Source organism: Microcoleus sp. S28C3, from assembly GCF_036700785.1.
In the GTDB taxonomy this organism is placed as follows: Bacteria; Cyanobacteriota; Cyanobacteriia; order Cyanobacteriales; family Microcoleaceae; genus Microcoleus; species Microcoleus asticus.
This window is the reverse complement of the sequence record NZ_JAUBPO010000003.1, coordinates 147,727-163,351: the sequence shown is the minus strand read 5'-3', so window position 1 is coordinate 163,351 and position 15,625 is coordinate 147,727. Positions and strand designations below refer to the sequence as shown.

General features: G+C 44.5%; 18 protein-coding genes. 13 read left to right on the top strand and 5 right to left on the bottom strand.

What is annotated here, in order from left to right; translation table 11 throughout:
• Window positions 1-212 precede the first annotated feature (212 nt).
• The 3 genes from QUA13_RS02130 to QUA13_RS02120 all read left to right on the top strand — a co-directional run bounded on the left by QUA13_RS02130 (window position 213) and on the right by QUA13_RS02120 (window position 2,427).
• On the top strand, window positions 213-776 hold the full coding sequence (locus tag QUA13_RS02130) for an HIRAN domain-containing protein (protein WP_333196263.1): 564 nt from the start codon (window positions 213-215) through the stop codon (window positions 774-776).
• A 334-nt stretch (window positions 777-1,110) separates the two neighbouring features.
• On the top strand, window positions 1,111-1,809 hold the full coding sequence (gene aqpZ, locus QUA13_RS02125; protein ID WP_333196261.1) for an aquaporin Z: 699 nt from the start codon (window positions 1,111-1,113) through the stop codon (window positions 1,807-1,809).
• Between the two features lie 129 nt (window positions 1,810-1,938).
• Complete coding sequence (locus QUA13_RS02120; protein WP_333196259.1) at window positions 1,939-2,427, top strand: gluconokinase; 489 nt, start codon at window positions 1,939-1,941, stop codon at window positions 2,425-2,427.
• 222 nt (window positions 2,428-2,649) lie between these two features.
• Here the strand turns inward: QUA13_RS02120 and QUA13_RS02115 are convergent, their stop codons facing one another.
• Window positions 2,650-3,627, bottom strand: coding sequence for a carbohydrate kinase (locus QUA13_RS02115; RefSeq protein WP_333196257.1), 978 nt, complete (start codon window positions 3,625-3,627; stop codon window positions 2,650-2,652).
• Between the two features lie 451 nt (window positions 3,628-4,078).
• Here QUA13_RS02115 and QUA13_RS02110 point away from each other — a divergent pair, with 451 nt between their 5' ends.
• From QUA13_RS02110 to QUA13_RS02070, 9 genes are all read left to right on the top strand, one after another.
• A complete protein-coding gene (locus QUA13_RS02110; RefSeq protein WP_172191689.1) occupies window positions 4,079-4,354 on the top strand; it encodes a photosynthetic electron transport-dependent transcriptional regulator PedR in 276 nt (91 codons plus the stop codon).
• A 34-nt stretch (window positions 4,355-4,388) separates the two neighbouring features.
• Window positions 4,389-4,670, top strand: coding sequence for a hypothetical protein (locus QUA13_RS02105; protein WP_172191697.1), 282 nt, complete (start codon window positions 4,389-4,391; stop codon window positions 4,668-4,670).
• A gap of 200 nt (window positions 4,671-4,870) precedes the next feature.
• Entirely contained in the window at window positions 4,871-6,145 is a 1,275-nt protein-coding gene (hisS, locus tag QUA13_RS02100) for a histidine--tRNA ligase (protein ID WP_333196255.1), read from the top strand.
• A gap of 198 nt (window positions 6,146-6,343) precedes the next feature.
• The gene (locus QUA13_RS02095) at window positions 6,344-7,114 is read left to right on the top strand and encodes a Uma2 family endonuclease (protein WP_333196253.1); all 771 of its coding nucleotides are present in this window, start codon (window positions 6,344-6,346) and stop codon (window positions 7,112-7,114) included.
• 96 nt (window positions 7,115-7,210) lie between these two features.
• Window positions 7,211-8,353 (top strand): DNA cytosine methyltransferase, encoded by a 1,143-nt coding sequence (locus QUA13_RS02090; protein ID WP_333196250.1) that lies wholly within the window; start codon window positions 7,211-7,213, stop codon window positions 8,351-8,353.
• Window positions 8,354-8,406: 53 nt separating this feature from the next.
• Window positions 8,407-8,820: a hypothetical protein gene (locus QUA13_RS02085; protein ID WP_333196247.1), complete on the top strand. Its 414-nt coding sequence runs from the start codon at window positions 8,407-8,409 to the stop codon at window positions 8,818-8,820.
• 55 nt (window positions 8,821-8,875) lie between these two features.
• A complete protein-coding gene (locus tag QUA13_RS02080) occupies window positions 8,876-9,337 on the top strand; it encodes a hypothetical protein (RefSeq protein WP_333196246.1) in 462 nt (153 codons plus the stop codon).
• Window positions 9,338-9,640: 303 nt separating this feature from the next.
• Window positions 9,641-9,865: a DUF433 domain-containing protein gene (locus tag QUA13_RS02075; RefSeq protein WP_333196244.1), complete on the top strand. Its 225-nt coding sequence runs from the start codon at window positions 9,641-9,643 to the stop codon at window positions 9,863-9,865.
• On the top strand, window positions 9,862-10,203 hold the full coding sequence (locus QUA13_RS02070) for a DUF5615 family PIN-like protein (protein WP_190734538.1): 342 nt from the start codon (window positions 9,862-9,864) through the stop codon (window positions 10,201-10,203). Before QUA13_RS02075 ends, QUA13_RS02070 begins: the two co-directional genes overlap by 4 nt.
• Window positions 10,204-10,379: 176 nt before the next feature.
• Here QUA13_RS02070 and QUA13_RS02065 read toward each other — a convergent pair whose 3' ends face one another.
• The 4 genes from QUA13_RS02065 to QUA13_RS02050 form a co-directional block, all read right to left on the bottom strand.
• Entirely contained in the window at window positions 10,380-10,610 is a 231-nt protein-coding gene (locus QUA13_RS02065) for a KGG domain-containing protein (RefSeq protein ID WP_333196242.1), read from the bottom strand.
• Between the two features lie 236 nt (window positions 10,611-10,846).
• On the bottom strand, window positions 10,847-11,512 hold the full coding sequence (locus QUA13_RS02060) for a DUF6766 family protein (RefSeq protein ID WP_333196239.1): 666 nt from the start codon (window positions 11,510-11,512) through the stop codon (window positions 10,847-10,849).
• 242 nt (window positions 11,513-11,754) lie between these two features.
• Entirely contained in the window at window positions 11,755-12,969 is a 1,215-nt protein-coding gene (locus tag QUA13_RS02055; RefSeq protein WP_333196238.1) for a class I SAM-dependent methyltransferase, read from the bottom strand.
• A gap of 223 nt (window positions 12,970-13,192) precedes the next feature.
• On the bottom strand, window positions 13,193-14,377 hold the full coding sequence (locus QUA13_RS02050; RefSeq protein WP_333184223.1) for an NAD(P)H-quinone oxidoreductase subunit H: 1,185 nt from the start codon (window positions 14,375-14,377) through the stop codon (window positions 13,193-13,195).
• A gap of 57 nt (window positions 14,378-14,434) precedes the next feature.
• Here QUA13_RS02050 and rsmH point away from each other — a divergent pair, with 57 nt between their 5' ends.
• Window positions 14,435-15,337, top strand: coding sequence for a 16S rRNA (cytosine(1402)-N(4))-methyltransferase RsmH (gene rsmH / locus QUA13_RS02045; protein ID WP_333196236.1), 903 nt, complete (start codon window positions 14,435-14,437; stop codon window positions 15,335-15,337).
• Window positions 15,338-15,625 lie beyond the last annotated feature (288 nt).

The following is a 15,625-nucleotide window of genomic DNA, read 5'->3' as shown; positions in this document are numbered from 1 at the left end:
TGGGAATCTCTCTCTAAATTCACCATAATTTCTACTCAGCTCCTTCTGAGTAAATTTGTGCTTAGTCTAAACTCCAGTTGACATTTAACGGTAAAGAATACCAGTTCAATTATACAAATGGTGTTCTAGAAGCTAAACTTAAGTGCGGGTTTGAACCCTTGCCATCTTTCCCTGATTTCAATAAGGTTTACACTTCACAGAAACTGTTTCCCTTGTTTTCCAATCGAGTGATGCCGCGATCGCGCCCTGACTACCCTGAATTTGTACAGTGGTTGAATATCCCTCAACACGAAGATGACCCAATTGCTTTATTGGCCCGCAGCGGAGGGAAACGGGTAACTGATAATTTTGAGGTATTCCCCTGTCCCGAACCGGATGAAAATGGACGTTACCGCATCCATTTTTTTGCACATGCACTGCGACACCTTTCAAAGTCGGCAATTGAACGGATTAATGGGCTTCAAGTGGGCGAACTTTTGTATTTAGCCCACGAATTTCAAAATCGGCACGATTCCTCTGCTTTGCTTCTGTGTACTGAAGATCGCTGGATTGTAGGCTATTGTCCGCGCTATCTTTGCGGGGATTTTTTTCAAATTATCTCGCAGCATCGAGAATTGGTGCGCGTAGAAGTCGATCGCCTCAACCAACCCCCAACGCCGCTACAGTTCCGCTTGCTGTGCAAGATGACCGCCGATTGGCGAGACTTTCGCCCCTTCTCCAATCCGATGTACCAGCCGGTTAGCAGTGATGTTTTAGCTGCAAGTGCGATCGGATAATCAGCAACAATAAGTAAAATTACGATCGCATAATTAGGCAAGAAGTCAAGTTAATTATTGTGAATTGAATACAGAAGATTGCACAATTTATACAAATAATTGGCTAAATATTGACATTTTTCCTCGAATGGAGTATGTTTGAGCTAATTTATCGATTTCAAATTCCGCATTCTCAGTTAAGCCCATACAATTTCTGAAAAGTAGAGCGTAACAATCCTAATGCTTTCCATTAGGATTGTTACGCTGCATGACAGAAATTGGAACTCTATTTTTTAGAGTTAGAATTCGTCGGGTTGCGAAATTGACCGAACATAAACTTCAGAGAACTGTGAGTATGAACAAAAAAATAAAGATTGGGGTTGCTGAAGCTTTTGGTACTTTTGTGTTGGTATTAGGTGGATGTGGCAGTGCGGTTTTAGCTGGAGACAAAATCGGTTTTTTGGGAGTGTCGATCGCCTTTGGTCTATCCCTCTTAATCATGGCTTATACGATCGGGCCTATCTCTGGATGCCACATTAATCCGGCGGTAAGCATCGGTTTAGTAGTTGCCAAACTGATCGATGCTGTTTTGCTTCCTTATTATATAGGAGGTCAGATTGTAGGGGGAATTTTAGGCGGTCTTGTTTTGTACATGATAGCATCAGGAAAACCGGGTTTTGATGCGGCGGCTTCGGGATTTGCATCTAACGGTTTTGGAGAACATTCTCCCACTGGTTACGGACTTTTGGCAGCAGCTTTGACCGAAATTGTACTGACTGCTTTTCTGTTATTTACAATCATGGGTACTACCCATCCCAAATATCCCGTCGGTTTTGGCGGAATTCCCATCGGCTTGATGCTGGTGTTGATTCACTTAGTCGGAATTCCGGTAACCAATACTTCGGTTAACCCAGCTAGAAGTATCGGTGTGGCACTTTTTCAAGGCGGATGGGCAATCCAACAGTTGTGGGCGTTTATTGTATTCCCAGTGCTTGGTGGAATTATCGGTGTTTTGGCTTATAATTTCATTAAACCGACTCTGGAAGAAATTTGATCTAGAATCAAAAATAAACCGGGTTTATTGAATTTTTTAGGGTGGTAGAATTCATCCGGCAACTTAAGAAACCCGGTTTGTCGATCGCACAACTCGATGAGATTGCAAGTATTTCGGTAAATAGGTGCCATGATTACGATCGTGATGGGAGTCTCCGGTTCTGGCAAAACTACTGTTGGCAAGTTGCTGGCGCAATCTCTCAATTGGGATTTCAGCGACGCCGACGATTTTCACCCATCAGCTAATATCGAGAAAATGAGTCGGGGCATTCCTTTAGAAGATGCGGATCGCCTTCCTTGGCTATTACAATTGCAAGCGGCAATAGACAGGTGGCTGTTAGAAAATAAAAATGTCGTGTTGGCTTGTTCTGCTTTAAAAGCATCTTACCGCGAAATTCTCTGCCGCGACCCACAGCGGATGAAAATAGTTTATCTCAAAGGTTCTTTTCAGTTATTGTCAGCCCGGTTAGCAAGTCGCGAAAATCACTACATGAAAGCAGACTTGTTGTTAAGTCAGTTAGACACTCTCGAAGAACCACAAGATGCAATTATCATAGATGCTTCGCAGCCGCTAGACATAATCGTGCGCCAAATTAGAAATCATCTGATGTGCGGTTAATTGCCCACAATAAAACCTATAATACCAAATCTGGCTTAAATACCTGTTTATTTTTTAGTTCCTTTCAGCTAGGACGAGAGTTTGTATAGTAGGAAGTTCAAACGCCGAGTCTTATCGAGGGTTTTTTACGCGGGTTTAGTATAAGAGTTATTTTTTTTGAGCAAGCGGGTTTCTGAATCAAATTTAGCCCCCTCTCCGTTTCCGGGGGAGAGGTTTGGCGTGCTAATGTTTGTACAAATACAAGAAAGCTTCTACTTCAGCGGCAGTTGGTTGAGATCTAATTGCCCCGGGTTTCATCGCTGTCATCGCACCTACCGCGCTCGCATAAGTTACAATTTTTTTTGTTATTTCTGGAGTGGCTAAACTCTTAATTCCCACCTTGCACAATTGGCTGACAAAACCAGCCAGAAACGCGTCGCCGGCACCTGTTGTATCCTCAACATCTACTGTAAAGGCGGGGATTTTTCCTTCATTTTCCGAAAGACAATAGGCACAACCTTTCTCGCCCGCAGTCACCAAAACGCCTTCTACGGAATCGAGGCGGTAGGTAATAGCTCCAGCATCAGTAGTTGCAAACAACCATTCGGCTTCTTCCTCAGATAACTTGACAAAATCAACTTTTTTTAAGAGTTTTATAATGTGCGCTTTTGCTTCGTCTGGATTTGGCCAAAACACGGGACGCCAATTGATGTCAAGTATAATTTTAACATCGTACTGTTCCGCTAGTTCGATCGCTCGGGCGATCGCGTCTCGACTTTCAGGATAAGCTAATTCTAAAGTGCCTAGCACTAAATATTCGGCATTTTCAAACAGCACGTCGGGTAATTGTGCAGCGAGAAGACGGGTGTCGGCAAAATCCGCAGTATTGAATTCGCCAAAACCGGCAAAATTTCGATCGCCCGCTTGATTCCGCAAGACATAAACTTGCCGCGTCGGCGCACTTGGATGGCGCTGCACTCCAGCGGTATCCACCCCTACTTCTTGCAATACCTTCACTAGGGAATTCCCCAATTCATCCCCCCCTACAGCACCGATAAATCCCGCAGCCGTCCCCAATTTAACCAAAGCACAGGCAACATTAGCAGGAGCACCACCGGGATATGCAGTCCAAGATTCTACCTCTTCGAGAGATACTCCTGGTTTGTCTGCTAAACAATCAAATAAAATTTCACCCAGACACAGAACGCGAGGATAAGTCATATGAATTTTAGATGTTAGATTTTAGATTTTAGACTAGCAGTAGACAGGTCAATAATTATTTTTAACCCATCCCAGAAAAATTGCCAGCTATTTTTTAATCGCTGCTCCTATAATATCAGACCTACTGATACTGGCAGTTACTCCCTTAAGAGTGAAGTTTAGTTCGGGCCTATTATTAGTTTTAGGTGCAAACATCTGCGGGTTTTGCTGCCCGGATGTCAGATGCGCCCAGGTAAAGGGAGCATCTGCCACCCGGCTCGCCTGCAGTGCAAGTGGCTGTGGCTGCGCGTCTTGCTGTGGCGGCGCTGGATTTGCACTTTTTCCGATTCTACAAGAGAGTTGGTGCTTGGGGCCCAAAAGAGTAGCACAGTAAATTTAATTTTCTCTTCATACTTCATCCCTCATCCTCTAGAATTATAGATAGGTAAATATGCAGACATAGGAAAAATTTATGAGCGGGATCGTCTCTGGGACCCCTGTCACCCTGTCGGACAGAGAATTGCAAGTGGTAGAGTTAGTAGCGGCGGGATTGACTAATGAGAAAATAGCGGAAAAGTTAGAGATTAGCAAGCGTACAGTTGACAACCACATTAGCAATATCTTGAACAAGACGCGCGCCGACAATCGAGTTACGCTGGTACGTTGGGCGTTGCAGTGGGGGAAGGTATGTTTGGACAATATTAATTGCTGCCCTCTACCGGGGCCGCTCGATAAAGAAGTATCTTAAGTAGGGGTTCTGGTTGGGGACAGGCAAAGAAATGATGCAAACGGCACAAGAAAAACAACTCCGCTATCAAATTCAATGCCCTGGATTGCCGCTGGCGGTGTATCGCGAAGTGGCGGCCCATTTGCGTCAAGTTGAAGGGGTGCAAACTGGTTTAATTCCGCAGCAGTCGCAGCGGTTTAATTACGGCGACAGCCAAATTGGGGGTTTGTGGATACAGTATCCTGAAGGGTTCGATTTGGCAGGTCGCGAGCGGGTCGATCGCATTTTGGCTTATTATGGCGATCGTTACGGAGCTTGGGAATTATTAAGTCATTAGTCATTAGTCAGCAGTTATTAGTCATTAGCTAAGAGTTAAGGACACAGACCTAACGAATACAGAAGTTATGAGCGGCTTAGTTAAAAGGCTATTTGCTAACAACTTTCATACGAGTTACTTTCATACCAATGACCAATGATTAATGACCAATGATTAATGACCCATGACCAATGACTAATGACCAATGACTAACAAAATGAATGAGTGCAATTAAAACTTTACCGGGAACGCGGGATATTTTGCCCGCTGAAATTCAATACTGGCAAAATATAGAAGAAGTCGCTAGAACAATTTTGAAAAAAGCGGCTTATCGCGAAATTCGGACGCCGATATTTGAACAAACATCTTTATTTGAACGCGGCATTGGGGAAGCGACCGATGTCGTGGGCAAAGAAATGTACACTTTTAAGGATAAAGGCGATCGATCGACTACTTTGCGCCCAGAAGGCACCGCCGGAGTCGTCCGAGCTTTTATTCAAAACAGTTTGTACGCGGCTGGTGACGTGCAGCGTCTGTGGTATGCGGGGCCGATGTTTCGCTACGAACGCGCGCAAGAAGGAAGACAGCGGCAGTTTAATCAAATTGGCGTGGAAGTCTTGGGGAGTGCGAATCCTCGTGCGGATGTCGAGGTAATTGCGATCGCCTGCGATATCCTGCAAACTATCGGTTTAAAAAATTTGCGACTCGATATTAACTCTGTCGGAAACAAGGAAGACAGACAAAATTATCGGCAAGCATTAATCGATTATTTTACACCGCACAAATCCGAATTAGATGCCGATTCCCAAGACCGCTTGACTCGCAATCCTCTGCGGATTTTGGATAGTAAAAATGAACGAACTCAAGAAGTTGTAGCTGGTGCGCCGAGTATTTTGGACTATTTGGGTGAGGAATCGCGATCGCACTTCGAGCAAGTGCAGCAAATGCTCACAAATTTAGGAATCAGCTATCAGTTAAATCCCAGATTAGTGCGCGGTTTAGATTACTATACCTACACAGCATTTGAAATTATTTCCGACGATTTGGGAGCGCAAGCAACAGTCTGCGGAGGCGGCCGCTACGACGGTTTAGTTAAGGAATTGGGCGGCCCAGATACCGCAGCAGTCGGTTGGGCAATGGGTATGGAAAGGCTGATTATTCTGCTACAAAAGTTGCAACCATTGCCCGCGCCAAAGTTGGATTTTTATTTGGTATCCAGGGGTGAAAAAGCAGAACAGCAATCCGTCTTGTTAGCTCAAAAATTGCGGAGTGCGGGGTTTATTGTAGAGATGGATTTGAGCGGCAGTCCTTTCAGTAAACAGTTTAAAAGAGCAGTTCAAAGGGGCGCCGCTGCGTGTTTAGTTTTGGGAGATGCGGAAGCTGAAAACGAGACGGTACAATTGAAGTGGTTGGCGAGTGGTGAACAAAGTGCGATCGCCCAATCAGAACTACTAGCCATGACCAGCGAACTACAGCAGAAGATTAACAACCCTTAGAACTCTCGGTTTTAGCACAGTCTAGATTTCCCTAAATCCCCCTTAATAAGGGGGACTTTGAATTCCAATCCTCTCGTTACCAGGCTCTGCCTGGTAACGCATATCCAGAGGCTCTGCCTCGTCATTAAGCCATTAACATTAATCCCAAAAACCAAAAGATATAATTTAAACATTAAAACATTTAACCTCTGATAAACTATGTCTGTAGCAACTAAAAACCCAGAAACAAAACTCACAATCACCTGGCCGCTACTACCAGAAGATTTTCAACTACCAGACGATCCCGTGGAAGACGAAAGCCAACCATTATTAGCCGCAGCTTTGCGCCAGCCGCTAACAGCATTTCCCGAATTAATGCAGGATGCCTTAATTGTTTCCAACTTTGCCTTGTGTGCCGGCATAAGTTTCCCAGGTTCAAGCAGCGACGAACAGCGTATTATCTGCAAAGCGCCAGATTGGATGTACGTCAAACCCGTCAATCCAAAAAATGTCTCGCAAGTTCGCCGCAGTTACACGCCACATACAGAAGGAACCATCCCCCAAATCGTGATGGAATTTCTTTCAGAAACCTATGGAGAAGAATACTCGGTTGAATTTACCTCGCGGGTGGGAAAGTGGTTTTTTTACGAGCAAGTAATCAAAGTCCCCCGATACGTCATATTCCGAGCGAAAACAGCTCATTTAGAAGTTTACGCTTTAGAATCAGAGCGTTACAACTTGCAAAAACCAGATGAAAACGGACGTTATTGGATACCGGGATTAAACCTATTTTTAGGTATTTGGGAAGGAACCCACGAAGGAAGGACAGGCTGTTGGTTGAGGTGGTGGGATGCAGAAGGCGAGTTGTTGCTATGGTCGGAAGAACGAGTAGAACAAGAACGCCAGCGGGGCGATCGCGAACGACTCCGCGCTGAAAGATTGGCAGAAAAATTGCGTCAAGCGGGAATCGAATTAGATGACGAAGAGTGAAATATTAATTGATTAGTCGAATACCATGATGTTTTGGTATAATTAATATCTTGTGGTGCAGGCATCCAGCCCGCCCTTGTCCTAATGCGAACTAATATGTTAATCGAACGTCTCAAGCCGATCGCCTGGAAAACCAAACCGCAACTGATATCATTGTTTTCAGGTTGTGGCGGCATGGACTTGCCATTCCACAAAGCGGGGTTTGAAGTAGTTTGGGCGATCGACTCCAATAAATACGCCTGCAAAACATTCAGCAGAAACATTGCTGATGTCATCGTCAACGACAGCATAGAAAATATAGACATTGCAGAAGTTCCCAAAGCAGAAATATGTATAGGAGGGTTTCCTTGTCAAGACTTTTCCATGATTTGGAAACGTCCCGGCCTGGAAGGAACCAGAGGCAATTTATATACATATTTTCTCGATTTTGTCAATAAAAAAAAGCCTAAAGCTTTTGTAGCAGAAAATGTCAAAGGCTTATTAAGTGCAAATAATTATCAAGCAATAAAACAAATAATTTCTGACTTTGAAAGTATCGCTCCGGGCTACTTAGTTAAACCTAAACTCTACAACTTTGCTGATTACGGAGTTCCCCAATTTCGCCAAAGAGTTTTATTAGTTGGCATTCGGATGGATACAGGATTTAATTTTGTGCATCCTCAGCCCAAATATGGTCAAAATCGTGAACATCCCTATCGCACAGCAGGTGAAGCACTCAAAAATGTGGAAAAAGTGGAATATAATCAGGAACATCAGAAAATTCAGCCTCGAACCATTGAAATTTTGAGTCTAATTAACCCCGGAGGGAATTTTACTGATATTCCTAAGGATAGTCCATACTATGTAAAAGGCATGATCAGTCACGTTTATCGGCGAATTCATCCAGATAAACCCTGTGCTACAATTATTGCTGGTGGTGGTGGCGGTACTTGGGGATATCATTATCCCGAACCCCGTTCATTGACAAATCGTGAAAGAGCTAGGTTGCAAACATTTCCCGATGATTTTGTTTTTGAAGGTTCTATTACTGAAGTAAGAAGACAAATTGGCAATGCAGTTCCGCCAGATGGAATAGTTGACGTTGTTGAATCTCTGATTCCGCTATTTAAAGGGAATTATCCGAAAGTGGATTTATACAATTTAAATCAAAAACTGCAAATGATGTCAATTAAGGAACGCTTACAACACGCAGAATTAGAGGCATCACAACAGCCATTACAATTAACATTAACTTTTTAGTGAAGTGAGGTAACTTAATGTCCCTACCTGCCATAACTCCCGCAACGCCCTATGTGGATATATCTTTATCCAGGGTTGATGTTCAGCAAAAATCCAATCTCAATGCTTTTTTCGGAAAAGGAAGAGAAAGTAAATCGACCGGGAAGGTTATCCCTAGAGATTGGTATGAAGTTGAGATTATAGTAGATACAGAAACAACAAATAATCCTGTTTATCCCCAGGGGGATTTTACCGCCTATACTGATGATGGTTCAAATTTTCCCTGTCGCACTCAAGGCGATTATTACAAAAACTTTAGATCCAAGAAAGACTTAAAAATTCTAGGTCGCTGGATCAAAGGTAAGTTAGAACAAAGTGGTGCATTGCAGAAATTTGAGCCTGTCACGAGCCAGACATTGCAAAATTACGGCAGAGACTATATTCGTCTCTATAAATTGTCCGATTCTGACTACTACTTAGAATTTTAAGAGGGAGCGATAGCTATCGCTCTAAAAAATTCAAATACATAACGAAGAAAAGTCAATGTTCGTGTTTGACATAGGTCACTATACCGATTTTAAATTGCCCAGCAACTCAGATATTCCAGAGCAATTACAGCAAACTCTTCAGACTGTTTGGTACAGAAAATATGACGATTTATACGAACGAGGTGGAAAGTGCAATGTAGAAGAAGCCTTTGTAGAAGTAATGACAGCCTTTGGAATGCCTAATGATCCAATATCCCATCAGCGATACGTCTATATGGCTTATGGAATAGCATTAGCAGCTAAACCGACTATTAAACATTACTTTCCTGAAGAACACAAAGCTGATATCGTTGAAGGAATTGTATCTTGTTGGCTGAAAGATAGTTGTGAAATCCCAGAAAGTTGGGCAGATACCTTGTTTCCTAATATCAACAAAATTGGAAAATATCAAGCTACTGACGAAGCTTATAATATCTTCTACGGCTTGCTGCAAACACTCAACACCAAAATAGCCTAGAATGCCATCTTAGATATTCTGTACAATGCCATTACTGGGGATGCCATTTGTGGTTTTGCTGCGACCCAACGAGATATGTTTAATTGGTGGTTAATTGAGGTGATTCCTGCTGCCTATTGTTTAAAGCTGCCATCTACTTTATATTCAGGAAAATGGAAATTTCCACCACTGAGTCAGTGCGCTTAAGTGATGACAAAAGTAATTGGTACAGCTTAATTAGTTAATAATCATGGGAATCAAGTTATTGACAATTACGCTCGCACTCATTCATACTATAACTAAGCGTTGTAGGAGCTAACTTTAATGTCGGAGCTATTCGCAAGAATCACGGTTAATCCTAGACAGTGTGGCGGTCGCCCTTGCATTCGCGGCATGAGAATTCGGGTATCAGACGTACTGGACTTATTTGTGGCTGGTTTGAGTGCGGAACAAATACTAGAAGAAATGCCCGATCTTGAAGCAGACGATCTGAGAGCATCTCTTTTGTATGCTTCGCGCAAACTCAATCATCCGGTATTGGTTGCATGACAATAATTTGGGTAGATGCACATCTGTCACCGGCGATCGCAACCTGGATTACAAACACATTTGGTGTCACAGCAGTAGGCTTGCGCGAGATTGGCTTGAGAGATGCCGAAGATCCTGAAATTTTTGAGGCATCGAGAGCGCAGGGAGTTATCGTAATGACTAAAGATAGTGACTTTGTTGATTTGGTCGATCGCCTTGGTTCACCGCCACAGATTATTTGGTTGACGTGCGGCAATACATCAAACGCTCGGTTGCGAGAGATTTTGAGTGCAACATTACCTGAAGCTTTGGAGATATTGAAAGCAGGTGAACCACTGGTGGAGATTAGTGGAAATTAAACTTTTAATCACTAATCAGGCACCATTAAACCCTTCAAAATTCTCCCCTTTTCCTCCTCCCTCAACCTCTTCGACTGCACCAAAACCCCAAAACCCCCCAAACGAGTCTAAAAGTTCCAATACGGATTGAAACTTCTAGACTCGTTTGGACAAGAATAAGGGGACGGACTCAAGAGCTATTTATCGTTTTTGTGAGAATTTTTGCCACCTTCGCGACCGATCTCTGACATATGCTCCCGATCTTGGCTGACTGTTTCACCACCCTTGCGACCAGCCTCTCTCGCTTCCTCGGAAGTAAACTCATGTGCTGTTCCTTGTTCGTGGGCAGCTTTTCCGCCTTGGCTGGCAATTTCCCGCTGTTTATCCTCATCCATTGAAGCGAATCCACGCTTGCTTGTATCTGTCATGATGCAACTCCTTTTTAATCAACTTTTTCCTTTTGTTTACAGGTTAAAAAACTTGCCAAACCTGTTTTGTTAATGGTATTTACTTGCAAGTTATAGGTAATTCTAAAAAACAAAAAATATGGATACCTCTATCTAAAAGAGTAGTTTTAAACGAATGATGATGTCGCTGTCAACACCGATTTATTTTACCTAGCTCTACTAATTCAAGTAGCAGTTAAACGTCCCAAAAGGCTTTGTCAATCTTTTCCAGTTTCGTCATTCGGGCGATCGACTGGTTTGGATTCGGGCGAACCCTTCTGGCGCAAGAATACAGACAAAACCGCCAGTGTGCCGATCGACAGAAACTCACTCTGCCAGTTTTGAAACGACTCGAACCAAAAGCGTGAAGTGCCAAGGTATTCTATAGCTGAGACAGGCTTTTCGCCGTGTTGTATCTGCTCTTGACTGTATTCCTTCGCCCCTCCCACCGCATGAAGCGCAAAGGAGAGAAAAAAGAGCAGAAAAAGTGCGAGAGTCAAAGAGTTTTCGTAAACTTTGAGACTCAAGCCTCCCTGACGAACCGGCCAGGGAGTTTTCGGATTCAGCTCTTGATTTCCAGGCTCAGCATCAACTGCCTCTTCTCCCTCAGGCTTCCTTGACTCCGGGGAACCCTTCTGACACAGGAAGGCCGTCAGCAGAACGTACATCCCCATCTGAAGAAACTCGCTCTCCCAGTTTTCAAAGACCGCTTCGATAAAGTGACCGCTTCCAAGATACTCAACAACACCAATCGGGGGCTGCTTGTGGTCTTTTAGCTCTTGACTGTAGTCGCGATGACCCGTGAGGATTTGACCTACCAGTGAGAAAAAGAACAGCCCAAACATGACAAGACTGAGGCTGTTTTCACGAAAAAAACGTCGCATAGGAGTGGGTTGGGGTTTTGGTACAGGGCTGGGGATAAGGATAAAGTGCGATCGGGCTTACCCTACTCGAAAGCCTGCGGCGTAGAGCCTTTATCCTTCCTTCTACTCAACGCCTCCTCGAACTAACGTGATGTTATGGGGAGAATTTCTGAATCATCATCTAGCCAGAGGAGGACAACGTTCTCACAGGCAAAGCCTATATCGTTCCTCAATATGAGAGCAGGTACATTTCCACAAAATAATTAATCAGGCACCATCAAACCCTTCAATATTCTCCCCTTCTCCTCCTCCTTCAACCCTTTACACTGCACCAAAACCCCAAAACCCCCCAAACCCATCGGATCGATCAATTGATGCAAAGCCTCCCGGCGCTGCAAAAACGTTGCCACATCCAATACTTCTGCATCATTTGTTGATAAAGAAGCAATACGATCGCCCAAACCCAAGGCCATCAAAAACAAAGCCTGTTGAGTGAACCCCACCGTATCCAAACCGCACAATTTACCCTGCCTTTCCAGCGCCGTAAAATTAACATGAGCCGTTAAATCCTGCCGCCCCACATTAATATAAGGATTGCTGTGATATCGGTGGCGATAATAACACTGTAGCGTTCCCTCCCTGCGCCTCGGATTGTAATAGCGGTGCGCCGGATAACCATAATCAATAGTTAACAAATATCCCCGCTGCAACTTTTGAGCAACTGTACTCATCCAGTCCAAAGCCGCCAAATTTACCTCACTGCGATAACCATCCCCGTAAACATTTGCCGACAAATCGATGCCCACAAAATCCAAATATTCGGCAATTTTAGGCGTGGAAACTTCGCCAACTCCCTCAATAAAATTTATTTCTTCTTGTAGACTTTTTTGTATTTCTGCGGTCACGTAAATCTCCCTCACTTGCCCTTCTTCCAGAATAATTTGATGCACGGGTAAAGCATCAACTAACTCATTAGAAAAAAAACAACCGACAATTGAGTTATTAACTATCTCCTCCCAATTGCACCACTTAATAAACTTGATTTCGGCTAACCTTTGCCGCTGTTCCGCTTGGAGTACAGGGGAAACTTCAATAATAATGTATTCTAAAATATGAAATAAATCGGGATATTGCCGTTGCAGATATTGCAGTACATTTTCGGCGAAAGTTCCCCGCCCCGCCCCCATTTCTACGACAGTAAAAGGATGAGGTTTGCCGAGCAATTCCCACATTTCCACAAACTGCTCTGCCAAAACCTCCGCAAAATCAGCACCCCAATGAGACGACGTGATAAAATCGCCTTGTTTGCCGATCGACTGGCGATCGCTATTATAATATCCGTGCTGCGGATGATATAATGACAAGTCCATATATTCAGCAAAAGTAATACGCTGCTGGGGGCTGGCGGCAATTCTTTCGCAGATTAAAGCGCAGAGCTCCGGGTTGCTGTCATTGATATCTGATTGCTGAATTTTCATAATTTATCGAATCAAAGTTGATGTTATTTCATTTATGAAGAAGAGAATTTTTTTATTAACCGCAGAGGGCATAGAGGAAGAGAGAAGAGAGAAAAAAGGTACATTTTAGCTACGTTAATAGCAAAATTAATCGATATCTATCCGCGTTTATCTCCTGTTTAAAAAAATTAACCCGGTTCCACAAAAAAACCGGGTTAATTTATCAGATAAAAACCGACCAAACCTACCTATCAACCGAGCCCATAATAATGTCGATACTCCCCAAAATCGCCACCAAATCGGCAATCTTCACGCCGCGCACAATGTGAGGCAAAATCTGCAAATTATTAAAATCCCCAGTCCGAATCTTCCAGCGCCAGGGAAACACACTATCATCCCCGATAATATAAATCCCCAACTCACCCTTGCCACTTTCAACGCGGACATAATGTTCGCCCTTCGGAATCTTAAAAGTCGGCGCAACTTTTTTGCCAATAAACTGATAGTCAAAACCATTCCATTCAGATTTTGGCCCGCTTTCGAGTCGCTTCGCTTCCAAATTCTCGTAAGAGCCACCGGGGAGTCCTTTCAAGGCTTGATAGAGAATCTTAACCGACTCGCGCATCTCCCGAATCCGCACCACATACCGGGCCAAACAATCGCCAGCAGCTTCGGTACAAACTTCCCAGTCGAAGTCGTCGTAACATTCGTAATGGTCAACTTTCCGCAAATCCCACTTAACGCCGGAAGCGCGCAACATGGGGCCGGAAAGTCCCCAGTTAATCGCTTCTTCGCGAGAAATAGTACCCAGGCCTTCAATCCGGCGGCGGAAGATTGGATTGTTGGTAATTAAACGTTCGTACTCGTCAATTTTGGGAACGAAATAATCGCAGTAATCTTGGCACTTATCAACCCAACCGTAGGGCAAATCCGCGGCAACTCCGCCGATGCGGAAATAGTTATTATTCACCATGCGATAACCTGTGGCTGCTTCCCACAAATCTAAAATCATCTCGCGATCGCGCATAGTATAGAAAAAAGGAGTTTGCGCCCCCACGTCCGCCAAAAACGGCCCCAACCACAACAAATGGTTAGCAATCCGGTTCAACTCCAGCATGATTACTCGAATGTAACTCGCCCGTTTGGGGACAGCAATATTCGCCAACTTTTCCGGCGCATTGACTGTCACCGCTTCGTTAAACATCCCCTCCGCATAGTCCCAGCGGCTCACGTAGGGCACGTACATCACGTTGGTGCGATTTTCGGCGATTTTTTCCATCCCGCGGTGCAGATAGCCCAAAACAGGCTCGCAGTCCACCACGTCTTCCCCGTCTAGGGTGACGATTAGCCGGAGTACCCCGTGCATGGATGGGTGGTGCGGCCCCATGTTGAGCACCATCGGTTCGGTTCTAGTCTCAATTCTTGACATAATTAAATGAATTAATGATTACTAGCTATTGTTGATTTTTGTTTGGCTTTTATGATTATGAAGGATATCGAGCTCTCTGAGAAGGATACCCCTGGATTAGATGTCAGTATTGACACCTATCACGTTCCGGTTTTGGGTCAAGAATTAATTGCGGGTTTAGCAGTGCGTCCAGGCGGGCACTATTTGGACGCGACGCTTGGGGGCGGCGGACACACGAGTTTGATTTTAGCGGCGGCGGCTGATGTTACAGTGGTGGCGATCGACCGCGACGAACAAGCCATCCGTTTTTGCCAAGCCCGATTTGCCAACTCGCCCGTTGAGTTTTGGCACGGCAATTTTGCTGAATATCAGTCCCCAGAGGCCGAATTTGATGGTATCATAGCAGACTTGGGCGTCAGCTCGGCTCAGTTCGATACACCGGAACGAGGATTTAGTTTTCGCCACCCAGCTCAACTAGATATGCGTATGAACCAGCAGCAATCTTTGACGGCAGAAGAGATTATCAACCACTGGGAAGAAGTTAAACTAGCAGATATTATTTACAAGTACGGCGAGGAGCGACTGTCGCGGCGCATCGCGAGGCGGATTGTGCAAGGGCGTCCTTTTCAAACTACAACAGAACTTGCAGGGGCGATCGCCTCCAGCTTCCCCCCCAAGCAGCGCAACGGCAGAATTCATCCAGCCACCCGTACCTTCCAAGCTTTAAGGATAGCTGTCAACTCCGAACTCGCTTCTTTAGAAACTTTCCTCCAGCAAGCGCCAAGGTGGTTAAAACCAGGTGGGAGAATCGGAATCATTACATTTCACAGTCTCGAAGACCGACCGGTCAAGCACCAACTCAGAGGAACACCCAGTTTGCAGGTACTGACAAAAAAGCCGATCGGGCCGCAATCCGAAGAAGTAGCTAGAAATCCCCGCTCTCGTTCTGCTAAGCTCAGACTGGCAGAAAGATTAACTTGATTCGGCAGTAGTAATATGCTTGCTGCAAAAAGTTCAGAGATTAGGGGGACTAGAATGCAACAATCAAGTTTGATTCGGCAAAGATGTAGGGAATAGCGCCAACAACCCACCGCTAACCCTCCGGGTAAAGTGGGGCTTGAAATACAGCCGGTTTTGACCGCACTCAGGTAGCGATACAGGAGTTAGTAGTAAGTGTTAAAAATCACACCGAGGACAGCGGGCAGCTACTTAAGAGCTCTGCAATCAGAGCATTAATTAGTCATTTGGGAGGCTGGTGTGTTTATAAAA

Coding starts and splice junctions, on each gene's coding strand:
- aqpZ (WP_333196261.1), top strand. CDS start 1,111: ATGAACAAAAAAATAAAGATTGGGGTTGCTGAAGCTTTTGGTACTTTT.
- QUA13_RS02120 (WP_333196259.1), top strand. CDS start 1,939: ATGATTACGATCGTGATGGGAGTCTCCGGTTCTGGCAAAACTACTGTT.
- QUA13_RS02115 (WP_333196257.1), bottom strand. CDS start 3,627: ATGACTTATCCTCGCGTTCTGTGTCTGGGTGAAATTTTATTTGATTGT.
- QUA13_RS02110 (WP_172191689.1), top strand. CDS start 4,079: ATGAGCGGGATCGTCTCTGGGACCCCTGTCACCCTGTCGGACAGAGAA.
- QUA13_RS02105 (WP_172191697.1), top strand. CDS start 4,389: ATGCAAACGGCACAAGAAAAACAACTCCGCTATCAAATTCAATGCCCT.
- hisS (WP_333196255.1), top strand. CDS start 4,871: ATGAGTGCAATTAAAACTTTACCGGGAACGCGGGATATTTTGCCCGCT.
- QUA13_RS02095 (WP_333196253.1), top strand. CDS start 6,344: ATGTCTGTAGCAACTAAAAACCCAGAAACAAAACTCACAATCACCTGG.
- QUA13_RS02090 (WP_333196250.1), top strand. CDS start 7,211: ATGTTAATCGAACGTCTCAAGCCGATCGCCTGGAAAACCAAACCGCAA.
- QUA13_RS02080 (WP_333196246.1), top strand. CDS start 8,876: ATGTTCGTGTTTGACATAGGTCACTATACCGATTTTAAATTGCCCAGC.
- QUA13_RS02075 (WP_333196244.1), top strand. CDS start 9,641: ATGTCGGAGCTATTCGCAAGAATCACGGTTAATCCTAGACAGTGTGGC.
- QUA13_RS02070 (WP_190734538.1), top strand. CDS start 9,862: ATGACAATAATTTGGGTAGATGCACATCTGTCACCGGCGATCGCAACC.
- QUA13_RS02065 (WP_333196242.1), bottom strand. CDS start 10,610: ATGACAGATACAAGCAAGCGTGGATTCGCTTCAATGGATGAGGATAAA.
- QUA13_RS02060 (WP_333196239.1), bottom strand. CDS start 11,512: ATGCGACGTTTTTTTCGTGAAAACAGCCTCAGTCTTGTCATGTTTGGG.
- QUA13_RS02055 (WP_333196238.1), bottom strand. CDS start 12,969: ATGAAAATTCAGCAATCAGATATCAATGACAGCAACCCGGAGCTCTGC.
- QUA13_RS02050 (WP_333184223.1), bottom strand. CDS start 14,377: ATGTCAAGAATTGAGACTAGAACCGAACCGATGGTGCTCAACATGGGG.
- rsmH (WP_333196236.1), top strand. CDS start 14,435: ATGAAGGATATCGAGCTCTCTGAGAAGGATACCCCTGGATTAGATGTC.